Source organism: Nostoc sp. TCL240-02, from assembly GCF_013343235.1.
GTDB lineage: Bacteria > Cyanobacteriota > Cyanobacteriia > Cyanobacteriales > Nostocaceae > Nostoc.
Map to the genome: position 1 here is coordinate 2964619 of NZ_CP040094.1, position 16752 is coordinate 2981370.

Genomic DNA, 16752 nt, shown 5'->3' on the forward strand with positions numbered 1-16752 from the left:
AACTCTTGACTTCAAAACGTAGAACTCAACCCAACTTGAAAAACCCTCCCCCCATCAGGATAACCAGGAAATAATTGGTATCTCTGATTAAAGATATTATCCAGGCTGCCTGTTAATATTAAGTTATCACTGAGAGAAACCCGCATTTTGAGATCAAAAGTAGTATAACCAGACAAAGATTCTGTATTAGTATTGTTTGTGGGATATGCACCCAAAGAATGCATCAGTATTCCAGCATATAAACCTTGAGAAGTTTCATAAGAAAGTCCTGCATTTAAACTATCTGCACCTGCGAATCGTAATTCTTTATCAACTTCAACAGAATTTGTACTTTTCAAAATCCGGGGATCATTTGCTGTATAACTAATAAAGGCGTAGATATTCTTCGCTAGCTGCAAATTTAAAACCGCTTCGATTCCCGTAGTGCGAACCTGACCAATATTTTCGTAAGTAGCTATCGGAACAGCAAAGTTATAGGCGATTAAATCTGATATTGTGTTGTTGAAATAGGTCAAGTGCAATAAACCAAAATTGCCTAACTTCTGGTCGATTCCGATATCATAACTATCACCTTTCTCTGGACGGAGGTTAGGATTACCAACGTAACTACCACCATTCGCATATAAGCTGAAAAGATTCGGCGCACGGAAATTCTTGATATAGTTAGCTCTGAGGGTGGTAGAGTCCGTAAGTGCAAATTTTGCTCCTACACTTGGTGATGTAAAAGAGCCATTTGTCAAGCTGCTAAAATCCTGGCGTAAACCTAAGTTTGCAGTGAAATTAGGAGTAAAGTTAATTTCATATCTAGCAAATAGCGCCCCTTGACTAATACTATCGTCGTAAGTGACTGTTTTTGTATTAGCAGAAAAGTCGAATGTACTATTAGTAGCTGATACATTGCGATAATCAAAGCCATAAACTAAGGTTTGATTATGAGCAAATTTCCAACTGTGTTGTGTTTGCAATCCATAAGAAGTCTGCCCGTTATCATATCGTGCTTGGGATGAATTGCGACTATCAAAACGAGTGTTGAGGAAATCTGCGTAAACTCTGGCTGTTAGCAGTGAATCATCTCCACCTCCTAATTTTGAGTTCCAGGTTAAATCGGTGAGAACTTGGTCTGTGTATTTGCGATCGCTATCAGTCAATGAGTTAAAATAGCCTTGACCATATAATGGTTCAGGAATGGGGACTCCTCCTGGTACTCCTTGGTCTCTGCCTAAATATAGGGTTGAAAGGGTTAGGGTGTTGCGTTTTCCTAAATCTGCCTCCAGCTTGACATTAAAGTTATTGTAGAGAACATCATTATTTTCCCTAGTTCCCTTGAAATTCGCTTCTGGGATAGAAAAAGGATAGTTATTTTCGGCTTCGGTACGGTTGTAAGCTACAACCCAACCAATATTGCCGACTTTCCCACTATTACTGATAGTCTGTTGATTTTGTCCATACGCGCCAAGGGTAACTCCCGCTTGTGTCGTCACTTTTTCTGTGGGACGACGAGTGATAATGTTAATCACTCCCCCAATTGCATCGGAACCATAAAGGGTAGAACCACCACCTGGTAATACTTCGACTCTTTCAACGATATTGGTAGTAAATTCTGAAAGGTCAAAACCACCAGAACCCAAATCGTTAATTGGTCTACCATCAAGTAAAATCAAGACTTGTGCAGAGTTAGAACCTCGGATAAATTGACCGCTTAAGGCATTCACTTCTGTGCCAACTGTACCATCAGGTAAGATACCTGTCAGAAATTTTAGTGCTTCTCTGACAGTTCTAGCACCCTGCGCTTCCATTTCTTCACCCGTAATCACATAAACCGGACGGGTGGAATCTTTCACTGTCCCCTCGCGACGAAAGGGTGAGTAAACAGGTTCATTCAATAGCTTGTCGATGACTGTTAGTTCAATATCTGGTTCTTTTTCTTCTGTGGAAGCTGGGGTATTTTCAGGCGTTGTTTGTGCTACTGGTTCTAAGTCTCTTGCAGTACCTTCATACTTGGGAAACTCAGATATTTGTGGAACTTGATTAGCGTAGGCGTAGCCCGCCGTAAGCATCGCTATGTATCCCCCATATACCATCGCATAGATTGCGGTAAAAACGAAGATTTTTGAGAAAAATTCACAATAAGTAACTATACGGGAAGTGGACATGAAATTCCTCGTTTTCAGTAAATGCAAGTATTTATTTGTGCTATGAGTTTTTAAGATTTAGGCTTCAACTAGCTTGCTGCAAAGCATTGCTATACCTAAATCATGGTGGATATTATTTGGATAGCAAAAAATACCTTGTGGTATTCCTTATGGATACCCAAATTACTATAGAACAACCCAAAATTGAGTTTCGTTACTAACAGCGAAGCGAATTAGTAAAACTTGCAGAGGGTACTGGATTAAAACAGTATCTATACCCATGAAATTTATTAATCAAATGTATCATCTGTGCCTCGCAGATAAATGTTTTGTGTCTAGAGTGAGTCGGCGGGCATTCTGACTAAGAGACACGTTCTATTCGTCTCATTACAGCTGCGGGACAGCGCCGGATTTACACCGAACTTTCCCCCTTGCGCCTGATGGCTGCTCACCATCAGAACCGACAGTTATATGTCACATTACCATAGTTATTGTGTATATGTAAATTCAGTCGATAACAATTTTGATTCTCTATATTACTTACTAGATATGGAATTATACTTATGCTACAGATAACACGCATAAAGTAAATCCCCTAACTGTTAGTAAAGGGGACTTTGCGGACATTGTAGATTTAATTTCGTCAGGTGTATTACATTCCTAGCGTACTTTTGTGGAGGTTATAAAACAGAAGTTTTGCATTTCCTTTAATCTACATTCCTTAAGGTAACTGAGTTAATTTTGGTTGGTCTAAGTATGTATATACCAACTGAGAAACTTGACGAACAAAATCCCTACCTCTAGTATCATTGTAAGGTCTTCTCACAAAAATCCCTGCTAAGTAACGCTTGCCATTAGGCATCTCAACAATACCTGCATCGCCAATAACAAACCCAATATCACCTGTTTTATGAGCAATTATTGCTCCCGAACCCAAACCGGCTGCTAGCAACTTTTTGTTATGGCAATGATTTAAAATGTCTATTGCCTGGGAGCGACTAGCATCTGAAATTAACTTATGATACTGAATCAATGCTGACAATTTTACTAAGTCGGCGGGACTGGTCGTATTAGTCCCTTTAAAATCTCCCAGTAAATTACGAATTACAGTATTTTTCAATCCCCAACTGTGAAACCGCTGATTTAATTTTGCCTTACCACCCAAACGGTCAATAATCATGTTTGTGGCGGTATTATCGCTGATGCTAATCATTTTGTTTATGGTTTGCAGCACAGTCAACTTGGTTCCCACACGTTGATACTGCAAGTCTCCAGAGCCACTTGCAACCAAGTCTCGCCGCATTACCAGGGTGTCATTTAGTTTGATATTACCCGCATCTATTCTCTCAAATAAAGCAATCAGAATTGGAAACTTAATCGTACTCGCGGCGGGAAATACTTTGTCGCCACTAATATCCAAATAGTTACCCGTCTCTAAATCTACAAAAAACATCCCTGGCTTGAGGAAACTGTAGCGAGTCATCAATGCATTAATTTGAGATTTTAGTTGTAGTATTTCCTCACCTAAAGGAACTACCCCAGCAAACATAGAAGCATTGATTGGTTTAGTGAGTATATCTGGTGGACTCAATTTATTGATAGTTGCAATATTTTGTAAAGGCGCTTTATTTTGGAATAAGAGAACTTTGCGTTTTTGCTGGAGATTAGGGGTAATGGAAATTGGTGTTTGGGAGGATTCTTCTTCAGCCCCTATTCCCCATTCCACAATTCCCGTCGCGGGCATTTTTTCAATTGATGATAGTTTTACGACCCAATGAAAGTTAGAATCTCTTCTGACTATTACACTTTGGGGAGAGACAGTATAACCGGGTGCTAATTCAATTACGAGTCGGGTTGTCTGGGGGTCAAGCTGTGCTACCCGAATTTCTTGAATCTTTGAGCCAAAGTTTTGTTTGATTGTAGGGTAGCTAAAAGTAGTTCCCGATAAGTCAATAACCAGTCTTTTAGGATTATTAATTAAAAAAACTCTCGGTTGAATACCTGAGTCAGTGGTTAGGTCAAGCTGATTGTGAATGGGGTCAAAGTGCCAGGATTCTAATTGAGTTGCTCTTGCGGGAGAGGATAGGAGCAAAATACTTATTAAGCTCAACAATAACCAGCGTAATTTCATACAGTATGGTGAGGAGAATATTGAATTTACTTACAGAGATTTTCGGGAAGTAAATTAAATCAGAACTGATTGAGAATCATAAGTAAGAAAAAATGTAATGTCAAGGATTTTAGATAGTAAATTAAAACTGATAAAGTGAATATAGAGTTAGCTTTATGAAAGTTAGTATAGTTAACTTCACACCCGTTAAAAAAAACGGGTTGATAAAGCTTTCACAAATTACTCTAGAAGCACACATTAACTTGGGATTTTACTATTAAGTATTAGTTGATTGAGAATCAGTCTGTGTCTTTTTATCTGTACAGGGTGTGATTTTCTCTACTGGTGAAAGATACTCACCTTCAACTCCAACAGTGATTTCCCTTGTCTGACGTAACGCATTTATTGCTTTCGGACAGTCACAGCCAAATTTAGTGATAGCAGCATCACTTTCTTCATCTGTCATATTTAGTTCTATCACTTTTTGATTATCAGCCTGAAGATTATCGGCTTTTGCCATAAAAAAGCGATTGAAAGTTGCTAGATGAGTATTTCCACTACAGTTTTGACGTTGACAATTTAAAGTGACTGTATGAGCATTATTTGTGGAAATATTCTCAGGTAATTTCTGCTGATTGGGATTATCTGCTTTTGCGGATTTCTCTAGGAATAAATTCAGTAGCAACGAGCTAACAAATGTTGAGCCTATAAGTAAAATTAGAGGCAATTTTTGCAATATTTTCTCCATAATATGCTATTGGACTGCATAACCTTAACACCTGAAAATTTAAATGTCAGTCTATTTTTAGCATCCAAATTAAATTTTAATTATTTTATCAATAAATATCAATATATCCAGCAGTAATCATGAGAGTTTGTTAATGAATTTTTACAGTTAATCAAAAACATTCATTAATGATAAACATATTGAAATTGGGTAAATAGATAAAATCTTTTTACCCACTATTAGGAGAAATAATTTTGAAGTTTTTAAGACTGGAGCTTTTGAGCCTTAAACTCTGCTATTAAAGCTCTATACATCTCAATTCGCAGAAAGCTAATTTTTTATTTTGGATAAGTATCATTGTGTTTTTGCTCCTATTGAGAGGGTGTGCTGAGGTTGGAATTCTGTCCATTCTTTGCATACAGTTTGGTAACATTGGGGTGGTGTGATTGGTAATTTAGTTAAATAGAAAAATCCAGCTTGATGACTGTAATCCAATAAAAATACAACATCTTTTTGGGGATTATACTTATCTACAGTTTCGAGAATATGAGCATTCATGAAGTGTCTTTGTAACAAGACGGTATCGAGTGCTGCTAACCAAGCATTTAAGAAAGCTGCAAGGTTTTTACGCGGGATAAAATGCGCTTTAAATGTTTCGCCAGCCATACCTAAATGCGGAGAATTGGTGCTGCAAATCACGACACCACGTTCTCCTCCTGAATAACCGATCCAAGTGTTGTAACCAATTGCTAATATATTGGTGGCGATAAAAGCTTGTTGCCAATCTTGGATGTTTATTTCTGGGGTCATTTTGATTAAACTCCTTTTGATAACTGCCAGAGTTGAATTTCATAACATAAATGGCTCTCAAAAATTGCGCGTGCTGCTAATCCCTCGACAACTAACTTTTCTAGCCAGCGCTTAAATGCCCAACGACCGAGTGAGTATAATGGAGGAAGTGCGATCGCCACAACATCAGCAATATATTTAACTGTAGTCAGCCCAAAAGTACGGAAGTTATCAACACACAAGTCAATCGTTGGTGCAACTTGAGTGGAGATGTCCTCAGTCTTAATTAACTTGAATCCAGTCTGTATCAACGCTGTTTGAAACTCACTGGCGACATGACAATTAGAAAAAATACCTTCTTGGTATTCGGCATCGAAACGCATCATGTCTGCAAGCAGCAGGTAGCCACCACTATCCAGTAAACGAGCCGCACCTTGAGCTAAATCGTCAACAGCAATATATTGGCTGCTTTCGCTGAACAGAACTAAATCGTAGGAGTATGATTTGTGAAAATCTTCAAATCTCGTTAAGTAAAAAGGTACTTGACCGTTGGTATTTTTAATAAACCTCTCTTGCTGGAGTGCGTCAGGTGCTAATCCCTCAACACTGAAACCGCGATCGCACAAATATGCCGCATTCCCACCAATCCCGCAGCCTACGTCAAGCACAGTTTTTATACCTTCTGGGATAAAACTCAAAAGTTTCGCTGTATATGCAACTTGCGCCACACGCAGGCGAGTTAGAGTTAATTCTTCACCCACAGCAGGTAGTGGCTCCCAATAGCCGTAATGGAGATAGTCGGAATTTGTGAGTCCTATGTAATAATCTATCGCTGCATTTTGGTAGCGAGTTGCTTTGGAAATATTGCTTGATTTTGGCTTGAGCATTGAGGACTAAAGTAAGTTTTAGGGCATTAAACTTGGTTTAAATTCTGACCATCGCTTGCAAACTTGTTCGTAGCAATCGGGTGGAGTAATTTTTAGTTGGTGTAAAAAATTAACCTCAATCTGAGGTTCCGCCTTTAGCACCAGAAGAATATCTTGATGGGGATTGTATGTTGCGATCGCAGGGAAAATTGATGAAATCATGGATGAACACATTGATTGCGATATGACTCCGCCATCCTGAAAAGAACGCAAGTAAAATCCAATCAAATCAGAGGGGAGAAATTGCAGGGTGAAGGGAACTGTATCAAGACTTGTATTTGTAGGGTGAGTAACTTTAGTATCCACATCACAAATAACAACTCCCCGCCCAAATGACTGAAATCCCTTCCATCCTGTGTAACCGATTACCAGTAAATTATTATGGATAAAGCTGTTTTGCCAGTAGCCGAAATTTCCTTGCCAAACACTATTGGATGGTCGCATTGACTTCCTCCCCCAACACAATTGACTCAATGCGAACCTGCTCAAGCTCCCGTCCAATCAATACTAATCGCGTTTGACGGGGTTCGTGGGGTTGCCAAGGGCGATCATAAAAATAGTCAAATCGATTACCAACTCCCTGTAATACTAGACGCATGGCTTTGTTCGGAACTGCTACAAATCCCTTAATTCGATAAATTTCTTGCTGTTGCACCAATTTTTGCAAGCGTTTGACTAGAACAGACGGCTCAAATGCTTGGTCTAGTAGTAGTTGTACTGCATTAATCCCTTCATCATGTTCGTGTTCGGCTTCGTTGTCGTGGTGACTGGGACGACTATCCAAGTTGTCTTCTACCGCAGCATTGAAACCAAGCAACACATCGCCACTGATTTTACCATCCTGACAAGGAATGACTTTTACACCAGGGGATAAGTTCTGCCTTAGCCATTCTTGCACCCTAACTTGCGTTTTTTCATCAACGCGATCGCTCTTAGTCAGCAACACCAAGTCAGCACAAGCCAGTTGATCTTCAAACAGTTCCTCAATAGGTGTTTCGTGTTCTAGGTTAGAGTCGGCTTGTCGCTGTGCCAAGAGGGCTGCTAAATCGCCTACATATTGATTAGTTGCCAACGCTTCACAGTCCACCACAGTAATTACGCTGTCCACTGTAGCGCCTGTGCGAATCTCTGGCCAGCGAAATGCTTGCACCAATGGTTTTGGCAGTGCTAGTCCAGAGGTTTCAATCAACATACAGTCAAGGCTGGCGCGTCGCTGAAGTAATTCTTGCATCGCTGGGAGGAATTCTTCTTGCACCGTACAGCACAGACAACCGTTGGTGAGTTCAACAATATTACTGTTGGAATCTTCTTCATCGTCACATACTCGGCAATCACGTAAAAGTTCGCCATCAATGCCGATTTCTCCAAATTCATTCACCAAAACAGCAATGCGTCGTCCCTCATTGTTTTGCAGTAAATGGCGAATTAACGTCGTTTTGCCTGCGCCTAGAAATCCTGTAATTACTGTGACGGGAATTTTTTGCATATAAAGTGTGTCGTTTGTTGATTAATCTTGCGATCGCAAGAAAGAAGTTTTAACCGCAGATATCATGCAATGTTGCCAGCGTTAAAATCCAAATATTTATAACTAGCTGCGATCGCTACCGAACCAAGCTTGAGGGATTTTGGTTGGCAAAGTTTCTGTCCATCAATTCTGTACTCCCATTCCCCCGTACAGCCCGAAACATTCCAAATCGGCACAGCCCTGCACCAAACGCCAAACGCATCAACAAAAACGTCGGCATCTCACGCAGAGATTTAATGAAACCAGATAGACCAAAACACACCAATCCCTTTGGTCGAACCACTCCTTGCCAGATAGAATCTAACCAAGAAGGAAGCGTTTGTTCTGTCCAGTCTGCCGTAATTACCTCCCCTTCGACTAAGGAAGTCTCTGCCAAAAGCTCGGAAAAGCCTTCAATGCTGGAAAAAGCTGGATGAGACCACTGATCGAGAAGTTGCCGCATTACTGGTTTTTCCCAGAAATTTAGAGGTTTTTTGCGGTCATCCCTCTGATTCCAGTCAGCCACAACCAACACTCCACCAGGCTTTAGCACCCGCATTAATTCTCTGGCAAAAACGGTTTTATCTGGCATGTGGGGGCCTGCTTCAATCGACCAGACTACATCAAAACTGGCATCTGGAAACGACAATGCCATTGCATCATCAACCGCAAACTGGGCGTTTAGCCCTTGGGGTGTTAACTCCTGGGCGCGTTTCACCTGCTGTGGGCTGATGGTAATCCCTGTGACAGCAAATCCATAATCCCGCGCTAAAATCCGGCTGCTACCCCCAATTCCACAGCCAACATCTAAGACGGTAGTACCAGGGGGTAATTTATCTAAACCACCCCATTTAACCATTTCATGTACAAAGTCAGATTTAGCAGCCAAAAAATCCTTTCGTTGTGGTGGCGAACCGTAGTGACCAAGGTGAATGTGTTCCCCCCAATAAAACTCTACGATGCCATCAAGAGTCCATTGATCGTAGGAATTGGCGACTGTGGTTGAGGATTGATACTTGCGGGCAGTCAGGAGATAAGCTGCAATTCCAATTACTAAAAGCAGAAGAAAACCAATTACAAAATATAATGAAGTTGACATTTTTTTGAACGCTCCTGTACAACTATTTGAGTCGATTTAACGGTTTACTCATTGCTGTTCGTGCTGAATCAGGCGAGCGATGGACTAACCGCCCAAGGTCGGCAATCGCAATATAAATCATCCGATACATCGACATTGCAATGTTTTGAACATCTTGAATAATTTTCTCTTGCAGTAGACTGGGCTTGTATTTGCCTTGAGGCAGAGCCGTTTGTTTAACAAAGGGATGAATAGCAGTAGGAATCTTCCCAGTTCGGTGAAGATAGAATTTCGGCATGATAATTAACTGAAGTATTAGTCTAGTAAATTAGCAATTTCTATGCGTAATTGAAAAAGCATTTATTCAGTAGTGTCACAGGAATATATACGTCATACACGCCATTTATTACCTGTTTTTAACAACTTCTATCTGTTATTTAATACAACGTTTTTTTGTTGCTGTGATTATTTGCAAGCGATACTCTCATCTGGAGTAGCAATAGCGATCGCTGCATCTCAAGACACAATTTGTACCGGAAATTAATCGCTTACCCTCTCATAGAAAGTCGTAATCTGTAGCGTTTTGATATGTGGGGCTATGAGAACGTAAAGCTGAGTAGTTGTAGAAATTTTCATAAAAATACTTATCTGTGCCTCGCAGATGTACAAAACTTACAAGTTCACTTCGGCGGGCATTCTGACTCACAAGGCTAGCCTTGATTACAGCTGCGGGACAGCGCCGGATTTACACCGAACTTTCCCCCTTTCCTCTAGTGGCTGTTCCCCACTAGAACCGAGATTAATCTGAATACTAACACAACTGTGATTTGCTTGCATAAAAATCAATGGTCGATCTATACTGGCATTCGTCATTAATCGGGGCAAGTCTCATTCTTTACCAAAGCTTGCTCTGGATTTTTATTGGACAATTCTTCTAGAAATTTTCAACCCAACAAACTTTTTCGGGTTGCCAGCGTTTGCTGACATAGCGCTGGCATTATTCTGTAGACCATTTTCATAACTTAGGCAAAAATTGTTAAAAATCTTAATTCATTTGTCAGTCCACCATCTACCAATCAACCGATGACCGAGGAACTTGAAAGAGCAGATTAATGATAGTCCGTGGAAAGAAATTTTAGAAGCTTACTTTCCCCAAGCAATGCAATTTTTCTTTTCCCAAACAGCAGCATTAATTAATTGGGAACGCCCCCACGAATTTCTCGATAAGGAATTTCAGCAAATAGCTCGTGAAGCTGAACAAGGTAGGCGATATGCAGATAAATTAGTCAAAGTATGGCAAATTCAAGGACAAGAAATTTGGCTATTAATCCATGTAGAAATTCAGGCAAAATCAGAAGACATTTTTGCAGAAAGAATGTTTTCCTACAACCTGCGAATTTTTGATAAATTTGCCAAACCTGCAATTAGTTTGGCGATTTTGTGCGATCCTGACCTGACATGGCGACCAAATCAATATAGTTATAATTACCCCGATACTAGGCTTAACTTTGAATTTGGCATCGTCAAGCTTTTAGATTATCAAAATAATTGGACAGAATTAGAAGCCAGTGACAATCCATTTACAACCGTAGTCATGGCGCATTTGAAAACACAGCAAACAAGTAAAAAGCTAGGAGAACGTAACTTTGAATTTGGCATCGTCAAGCTTTTAGATTATCAAAATAATTGGGCAGAATTAGAAGCCAGTGACAACCCATTTGTAACCGTAGTCATCGCGCATTTGAAAACACAGCAAACAAGTAAAAAGCTAGGAGAACGTAAAACTTGGAAATTTAGCTTAATTCGCCGGTTGTATGAATTAGGATTACAGGAAAGGGATATTCGTAACCTGTACCGATTTATTGATTGGGTTATGATTTTACCAAAAGCCTTGGAAGCAGAATTTTGGCAAGAGTTTAAGCAATTTGAGCAGGAGCGGATTATGAGCTACATTACCACAGGCGAACGCATTGGCTACGAGCGTGGGAAGGAAGAAGGAAAGCAGGAACAAGGACAAGCTCTTGTACTACGGCTACTACAAAGACAAGTAGGGGAGTTACCTCAAGAGGTTCGAGAGCGCATTCAAACTCTTTCTTTAGAGCAATTAGAATCACTTGGTGAAGCTTTGTTAGATTTTACAGCTATTGAAGATTTACTTAACTGGTTGGCAGCAAATCAAACAACATAGAAAATGTTTTTTTACAAAACCTAGTTAACAATTATTTTCCATTTTTGCAATTATTTTTCTACAATTCATCAACACATCTTGTATGCAAGCTTCATCCACACTTTTTGAGGACTCCAAAACGGATATCTATGTTGTTTGTCGCGATGGTTCGACAACACCGTTAGAAATTAATAAAATTCGCACAGTAGTTAATTGGGCTTGTTGCGGACTTTCAGCAAATTCTATTGCTCTAGAAGCACATCTGACAACTCGATTGCGTCCTGGAATTACCACAAGAGAAATTCAAGATAATTTAATTCGCTGTGCTTTGGATTTGTGTAGTCCTGAAGAACCTGATTGGCGCTATGTAGCAGGGCGATTACATATTTGGAGTTTGTGGAAAGAAATAACAGTTAGCCGTGGTTATCAGTACGGTTATTATGCTCGGACTGTACAAACAAAAGTTTTGTCAGGAGAATACGATCGCCGCATTTTAATCTACACGGACGCAGAATTAGATATTGCTAACACTTGGATCAATCCTGACTGGGATGCCGACTATGATTATGCCGGAGCAGTATTACTGACGAAGCGATATCTTTTGGCGAATGAGCTACCACAGGAAGCATTTTTAACTTGTGCGTTATTGATTGCCTCCGTGGAAACACAAGAGTTTCGATTAACCTGGGCAAAGCAATTTTATGAAGCGATCGCTCGTCGTCAAATATCCTTAGCAACCCCCATTTTAGCGAACTTGCGGATTCCCAATGGTTCGCTAGCCAGCTGTTTCATTACGGCGATGGACGACAATTTAGAAAGCATTTTTGATGGTATTCATGATGCGGCTCGGATTTCTAAAAATGGTGGCGGCGTGGGCGTAAATCTGTCTCGCATTCGGGCTACTGGTAGTTGGGTAATGGGGAAGAAGAACGCCTCTGGTGGCGTGGTTCCCTGGATTAAGTTGTTGAATGATACAGCAGTAGCAGTTAATCAAGGTGGACGCAGAGCAGGTGCTGTCACCGTCAGTCTGGATATTTGGCATTTGGACTTGCCCGAATTTTTGGAAATGCAAACAGAGAATGGGGACGGGCGACGCAAAGCTTATGACGTGTTCCCACAACTGGTTGTCAGTGATGAATTTATGCGGCGAGTAGCAGCAGATGAAGAATGGACATTAGTTGATCCTTATGAGGTACGAACTCGTTTAGGCATTGAATTGGCAAAAGTTTGGGGTGAAGCATTTGAAAAGGCTTATCTTCAAATCGAAGCCAGTTTAGACAGTGAGATTACACTTTACAAACGGGTGAATGCTCGTCTTTTACTTAAACAGGTGATGCGAACCCAGTTAGAAACCGGGATGCCTTACCTGTAGTTTAAAGATACCGCGAACCGAGCTAATCCCAATCAGCATGAGGGCTATATTCCAGGTGGAAATCTGTGCCAAGAATCGTGGTCAAATGTGAAACCTGGAGAAGAGAGTCATACGTGTAATCTCGTAAGTATTAATCTCGCAAATTTAGAGGATGAGCAGCGACCAGAGATTTGTCAGATTTCAGTACGTATATTAGATAACACCATTGAACTCACCTCACCACCCTTTGCTGTCAGTGCCACTCACAACGCCAAATATCGCACAATTGGGGTAGGCTGTATGGGATTAGCCGACTGGTTAGCAAAACGTCGTCTCACCTATACCCATCTTCAGAAAATAAGCGATTTATTTGAAGATATCGGTTACTATTGCACCGCAGCATCAATGTACCTTGCTAAGGAACGAGGTGCATATCCTGCTTTTGCGGGTAGTGAATGGAGCAAGGGACATTTAATCGGAGCAAAACCTGTGCAATGGTTTTTGCAACACGCTAGTCTTCCAGAATGCTTCGCAAAATTGAGTCAGGATATCAAACAACATGGTATTCGCAATTCACATATTACAGCGATCGCACCCAATACTTCTTCATCTTTAGTTCAGGGTTGTACAGCCAGTGTTTTACCCGTTTACAGCAAATTCTTTTATGAAAAGTGGGCAAAGGGTTCAGTACCCATCGCACCACCTTACATTCGGGATAATCTATGGTTCTATGTCGAAAATAAGACACTAGATCAGAAAAAAGTGGTGCGGGCGATCGCCACAATCCAACAATGGATTGATACAGGAATTTCAATGGAACTACTGTTTAATCTCAACGCTGGAGTTTATTTCCCCGACGAACCTGAGCGTTCTCTCACCGCTTTTGATATTTTTGAAACCCTAATGCTGGCTTGGGAATTGGGTTGTAAAGCAATCTACTATATTCGCACTGTCCAAAAAGATAGTTTCAAAGAATCGAACGAGCAATGTGTTGCTTGTACAAGCTGAACATTAGTCATCAGTAAACAATTATTAATTATCATTCCTCACTGGCAAAGTAAAAACTCTCTCCGAGTTTTACAAAGACACTAGACGAAAGGATGGAGTCACGTCTTGGTGCAAAGAGTGTGTTTGCGAGTACAAGCAATCATACTATGCAACTGAAAAGGGTAAAGCTGTTGTCAAAGCCTATGTTGAGCAGAATAAAGAAAAAAAGACTGCTTACAACAGAGAATATCTAAGACAGTACAGGGCAGCTAACTTCAAGAACAAAAGAAAGCTTGAGTTCTGCTTATACAAAGGAGGACGTTGCGCTCAATGTGGTTTTAATACTACAGAAGACACAATAGCTGCCTTTGATTTTCATCACATTGACGGTTCAGATAAAGAGTACGTTTTATCCGATATGTTGATGCTGAAGAAAGATAAAGTGTTTAAAAAACTCGACAAATGTATCTTTTTGTGTTCAAATTGCCACCGGATTTTACATCACAGACAATACCGTGCCAAGCTGACCGAAAAGTCGGAAGGTGTAGAGACTATCGAAAGGCAAGCCAAGGTTTGCAGTAGAGTAAGCAGTAAGCGATTGACTGTCGAAGCGGGGGACTCTTTTAATCAGAGGATGATGATATAGTCCGATCTACATAGTGATATGTAGCAGCTTGAAAAGCGGGCAGGGTGTAGCGAACTTTGCTGAACACAAATGACCTGAAAAAATAGACATTACTCAAGATGTGACAGATTACGTCAATCTCACACCTGGAGAACGACGTGCATTTGATGGCATCCTTAGCTACCTGACGTTTCTCGATTCAGTGCAAACCTGTAATGTGCCTCACATTAAAAACAGCGTGACTGCACCAGAAATCGCGCTGTGCATGGCAGAACAAATTTCCCAAGAAGCAATGCACAATCAATCTTATCAATACATTATTGAGACGGTGGTTCTAACCGAATATCATCCTTAAAAACTTCAGTGTCTTTTTTACGCCCTTCCTCATAAAGAGCTTTAATGCGATCGCTTAACTCCTCATTTTATCGTTTTTTCCTTTTGGCAGCATTTTCTTCTTCATTTTCGCTGATACTAAATAATTGAAAATCATAGGGACTTCCTTTTTTACGCGGTTTTTTCTCATCCCATATCTTACAAAAAATCAGCTTATCTAGTTCGTCAAATGCACTAGAAGGATTAAGTTCACCACCGCCCCAAAGCGATTGATGCGCTTGCTTAAATCGACGAGTTAATTCATCTTCAGCAACAATCTCTAACTCAAATAACTTCTGTCCATTAGAAGATCCGCCGCCCTTGGCATACTTATATCTTGCAAGTTTATCAACACCATACTGAGGAATATCAGTAATTGCAATACGCTCTTTCGGCCTTTCTGTCGGAACTTGATAATACTGATCCTTAATCCCCGAAGTCACCCAAACATATTTCGCACCCTCAGCCACAGCATAGCTAAAAGCCTGTTCAACTGCCTGAGTAAATTCTAATTCTGAGATTTCCTGTTTTTTGCACTCAACAACAATATGAGGCGATAAACATTGATCGTCGTTGTAAACAATAATATCCGCTTCCTTAACAGTACTTCCCATCGTTACAGGCACAAATAGCCGCAGCCGCTTTGGGTCATAGCCATAGATCAAAATCAACTTAAGAAAAGTCTCCGCCTGTACTTGCTCTTCAGGCTTTTCAAAGTTTCTTTTCTTTTTTTGATGAACATAAGTGATATACTTTTGCTCATCATCAAATTTGATTAAATCTTTAGCTAATCCTTGCGATATCAGGGACATTCGTACTTTTCCAAGTCAAGAGTTGTTTGATACAGCATACGCTATCAAGGCATTCAAATAAACCAAAAGCGATTAGAAATCGCGGCTACACAAACAAACGCGAATAGCGTCTTGCAAAGAAGTCCGCCTACGCGGACTCTAGGAATTTGAAACCCACGGAGGTCGGTTTTGTCTGTATAGCCGCGAATTCCATTCGCTAGGGCAGGTATTTTTACTGGCACAGCGCGATCGCATAACTTTAAATCTGGTTTCTGATTATCTCTGCTATTATACCTGCGATAGTTTAGTTAGATAAAAATTAAAATTCTCCAAACCAATAATTAAATTGATTTGGAGAATAATAGTGTTCTAGTGTAAAAAAAGAGGTTAATTTCAGTAATGTAATTGAAGTATAACAATCAGTTGTAAAGATAAAAGGTAAATATCGGGTAGAAATCGGGTATTTTCCTAAAGCTGCTTTAAGCGATAGCCTAGTCCATGAACTGTCTCAATAAAATCATCGGCAGCACCTACGTCTTTAAGTTTATACCGTAAACTTTTAATGTGAGACTTAACAGTTTCTTCGCTCGGAGGGTCATCAAGTGACCAAATGCGTTCAATAATGCCGGCTCGACTTAGCACCCGCCGACCGCTAGAAACCATTAGTTCTAAAAGAGCAAATTCTTTAGGTGTTAGATGTAAAGGCTGGTCAGCATAAGTGACTTCATAAGTACTGGAATTTAAACGCAAACTACCCCAACCAAAATCTGAAGAAGATGTTGCGGCACTATTGCGGCGCAACAGGGCGCGAACACGAGCCATTAACTCTGGCATTTCAAAAGGTTTGACCATATAATCATCTGCGCCAGCATCCAACCCAGTAATTTTGTCACCAAGGGTATCGCGTGCTGTTAACATGAGTACAGGTATTGCAATGTTGCGCGATAAGGTATGCTTTGATGTAGGCGATCGCAACCGTTGACAAAAACTCAAACCATCTAACTTGGGTAAAGTAATATCTAGTACCACCAAATTATATTCCAACACTTTAATACAATCCCATGCTTCCTCTCCATCTTGGGCTATATCTACCACATATTGACGGTCAGTCAGAGCTTCCATTAGCATCTCTGCTAGCTGAACATCATCTTCGACTACCAAAATACGCATTGTGATAATATTTCTATATTAAA

12 protein-coding genes, 2 pseudogenes and 2 riboswitches are annotated in these 16752 nt (G+C 40.3%); of the genes and pseudogenes, 3 read left to right on the forward strand and 11 right to left on the reverse strand.

The features are described from left to right. Positions 1–11: 11 nt before the first annotated feature. The 9 genes from FBB35_RS12635 to FBB35_RS12675 all read right to left on the reverse strand — a co-directional run bounded on the left by FBB35_RS12635 (position 12) and on the right by FBB35_RS12675 (position 9564). Entirely contained in the window at positions 12–2057 is a 2046-nt protein-coding gene (locus FBB35_RS12635; protein WP_174713625.1) for a TonB-dependent receptor, read from the reverse strand. A gap of 404 nt (positions 2058–2461) precedes the next feature. Next, positions 2462–2612, reverse strand: a riboswitch (cobalamin riboswitch). A 241-nt stretch (positions 2613–2853) separates the two neighbouring features. Then, positions 2854–4263 (reverse strand): serine hydrolase, encoded by a 1410-nt coding sequence (locus FBB35_RS12640; RefSeq protein ID WP_174709914.1) that lies wholly within the window; start codon positions 4261–4263, stop codon positions 2854–2856. A gap of 256 nt (positions 4264–4519) precedes the next feature. Beyond that, a complete protein-coding gene (locus FBB35_RS12645) occupies positions 4520–4990 on the reverse strand; it encodes a hypothetical protein (RefSeq protein ID WP_174709915.1) in 471 nt (156 codons plus the stop codon). 333 nt (positions 4991–5323) lie between these two features. Continuing rightward, positions 5324–5779, reverse strand: a complete 456-nt coding sequence (locus FBB35_RS12650) for a hypothetical protein (protein ID WP_174709916.1) — start codon at positions 5777–5779, stop codon at positions 5324–5326. Between the two features lie 5 nt (positions 5780–5784). After that, the gene (locus tag FBB35_RS12655; protein ID WP_174709917.1) at positions 5785–6645 is read right to left on the reverse strand and encodes a bifunctional 2-polyprenyl-6-hydroxyphenol methylase/3-demethylubiquinol 3-O-methyltransferase UbiG; all 861 of its coding nucleotides are present in this window, start codon (positions 6643–6645) and stop codon (positions 5785–5787) included. An 18-nt stretch (positions 6646–6663) separates the two neighbouring features. Further along, positions 6664–7128, reverse strand: a complete 465-nt coding sequence (locus FBB35_RS12660; RefSeq protein WP_174709918.1) for a hypothetical protein — start codon at positions 7126–7128, stop codon at positions 6664–6666. Then, on the reverse strand, positions 7112–8170 hold the full coding sequence (cobW, locus tag FBB35_RS12665; RefSeq protein ID WP_174709919.1) for a cobalamin biosynthesis protein CobW: 1059 nt from the start codon (positions 8168–8170) through the stop codon (positions 7112–7114). Before cobW ends, FBB35_RS12660 begins: the two co-directional genes overlap by 17 nt. A gap of 115 nt (positions 8171–8285) precedes the next feature. Further along, a complete protein-coding gene (locus FBB35_RS12670; RefSeq protein WP_174709920.1) occupies positions 8286–9287 on the reverse strand; it encodes a methyltransferase domain-containing protein in 1002 nt (333 codons plus the stop codon). A gap of 22 nt (positions 9288–9309) precedes the next feature. After that, positions 9310–9564 (reverse strand): hypothetical protein, encoded by a 255-nt coding sequence (locus tag FBB35_RS12675; protein WP_174709921.1) that lies wholly within the window; start codon positions 9562–9564, stop codon positions 9310–9312. Between the two features lie 371 nt (positions 9565–9935). Next, positions 9936–10079: riboswitch (cobalamin riboswitch) on the reverse strand. Positions 10080–10349: 270 nt separating this feature from the next. Between FBB35_RS12675 and FBB35_RS34640 the strand changes: the two are divergent. The 3 genes and pseudogenes from FBB35_RS34640 (at position 10350) to FBB35_RS12690 (ending at position 14751) form a co-directional block, all read left to right on the forward strand. Next, positions 10350–11454: pseudogene (locus tag FBB35_RS34640) on the forward strand (DUF4351 domain-containing protein). Between the two features lie 82 nt (positions 11455–11536). Then, a pseudogene (locus tag FBB35_RS12685) lies at positions 11537–13792 on the forward strand (ribonucleoside-diphosphate reductase subunit alpha). A gap of 707 nt (positions 13793–14499) precedes the next feature. Further along, positions 14500–14751, forward strand: a complete 252-nt coding sequence (locus tag FBB35_RS12690) for a ribonucleotide-diphosphate reductase subunit beta (protein ID WP_302480985.1) — start codon at positions 14500–14502, stop codon at positions 14749–14751. Between the two features lie 67 nt (positions 14752–14818). Here FBB35_RS12690 and FBB35_RS12695 read toward each other — a convergent pair whose 3' ends face one another. Next, entirely contained in the window at positions 14819–15580 is a 762-nt protein-coding gene (locus FBB35_RS12695; RefSeq protein ID WP_217481710.1) for a type I restriction enzyme HsdR N-terminal domain-containing protein, read from the reverse strand. A gap of 447 nt (positions 15581–16027) precedes the next feature. Continuing rightward, positions 16028–16729, reverse strand: coding sequence for a response regulator transcription factor (locus FBB35_RS12700; protein WP_174709922.1), 702 nt, complete (start codon positions 16727–16729; stop codon positions 16028–16030). Between the last annotated feature and the right edge of the window lie 23 nt (positions 16730–16752).

Bases quoted from the DNA above. Each gene is read 5' to 3' on its own strand.
- FBB35_RS12635 (WP_174713625.1), bottom strand. From the start codon at position 2,057: ATGCTTACGGCGGGCTACGCCTACGCTAATCAAGTTCCACAAATATCT.
- FBB35_RS12640 (WP_174709914.1), bottom strand. From the start codon at position 4,263: ATGAAATTACGCTGGTTATTGTTGAGCTTAATAAGTATTTTGCTCCTA.
- FBB35_RS12645 (WP_174709915.1), bottom strand. From the start codon at position 4,990: ATGGAGAAAATATTGCAAAAATTGCCTCTAATTTTACTTATAGGCTCA.
- FBB35_RS12650 (WP_174709916.1), bottom strand. From the start codon at position 5,779: ATGACCCCAGAAATAAACATCCAAGATTGGCAACAAGCTTTTATCGCC.
- FBB35_RS12655 (WP_174709917.1), bottom strand. From the start codon at position 6,645: ATGCTCAAGCCAAAATCAAGCAATATTTCCAAAGCAACTCGCTACCAA.
- FBB35_RS12660 (WP_174709918.1), bottom strand. From the start codon at position 7,128: ATGCGACCATCCAATAGTGTTTGGCAAGGAAATTTCGGCTACTGGCAA.
- cobW (WP_174709919.1), bottom strand. From the start codon at position 8,170: ATGCAAAAAATTCCCGTCACAGTAATTACAGGATTTCTAGGCGCAGGC.
- FBB35_RS12670 (WP_174709920.1), bottom strand. From the start codon at position 9,287: ATGTCAACTTCATTATATTTTGTAATTGGTTTTCTTCTGCTTTTAGTA.
- FBB35_RS12675 (WP_174709921.1), bottom strand. From the start codon at position 9,564: ATGCCGAAATTCTATCTTCACCGAACTGGGAAGATTCCTACTGCTATT.
- FBB35_RS12695 (WP_217481710.1), bottom strand. From the start codon at position 15,580: ATGTCCCTGATATCGCAAGGATTAGCTAAAGATTTAATCAAATTTGAT.
- FBB35_RS12700 (WP_174709922.1), bottom strand. From the start codon at position 16,729: ATGCGTATTTTGGTAGTCGAAGATGATGTTCAGCTAGCAGAGATGCTA.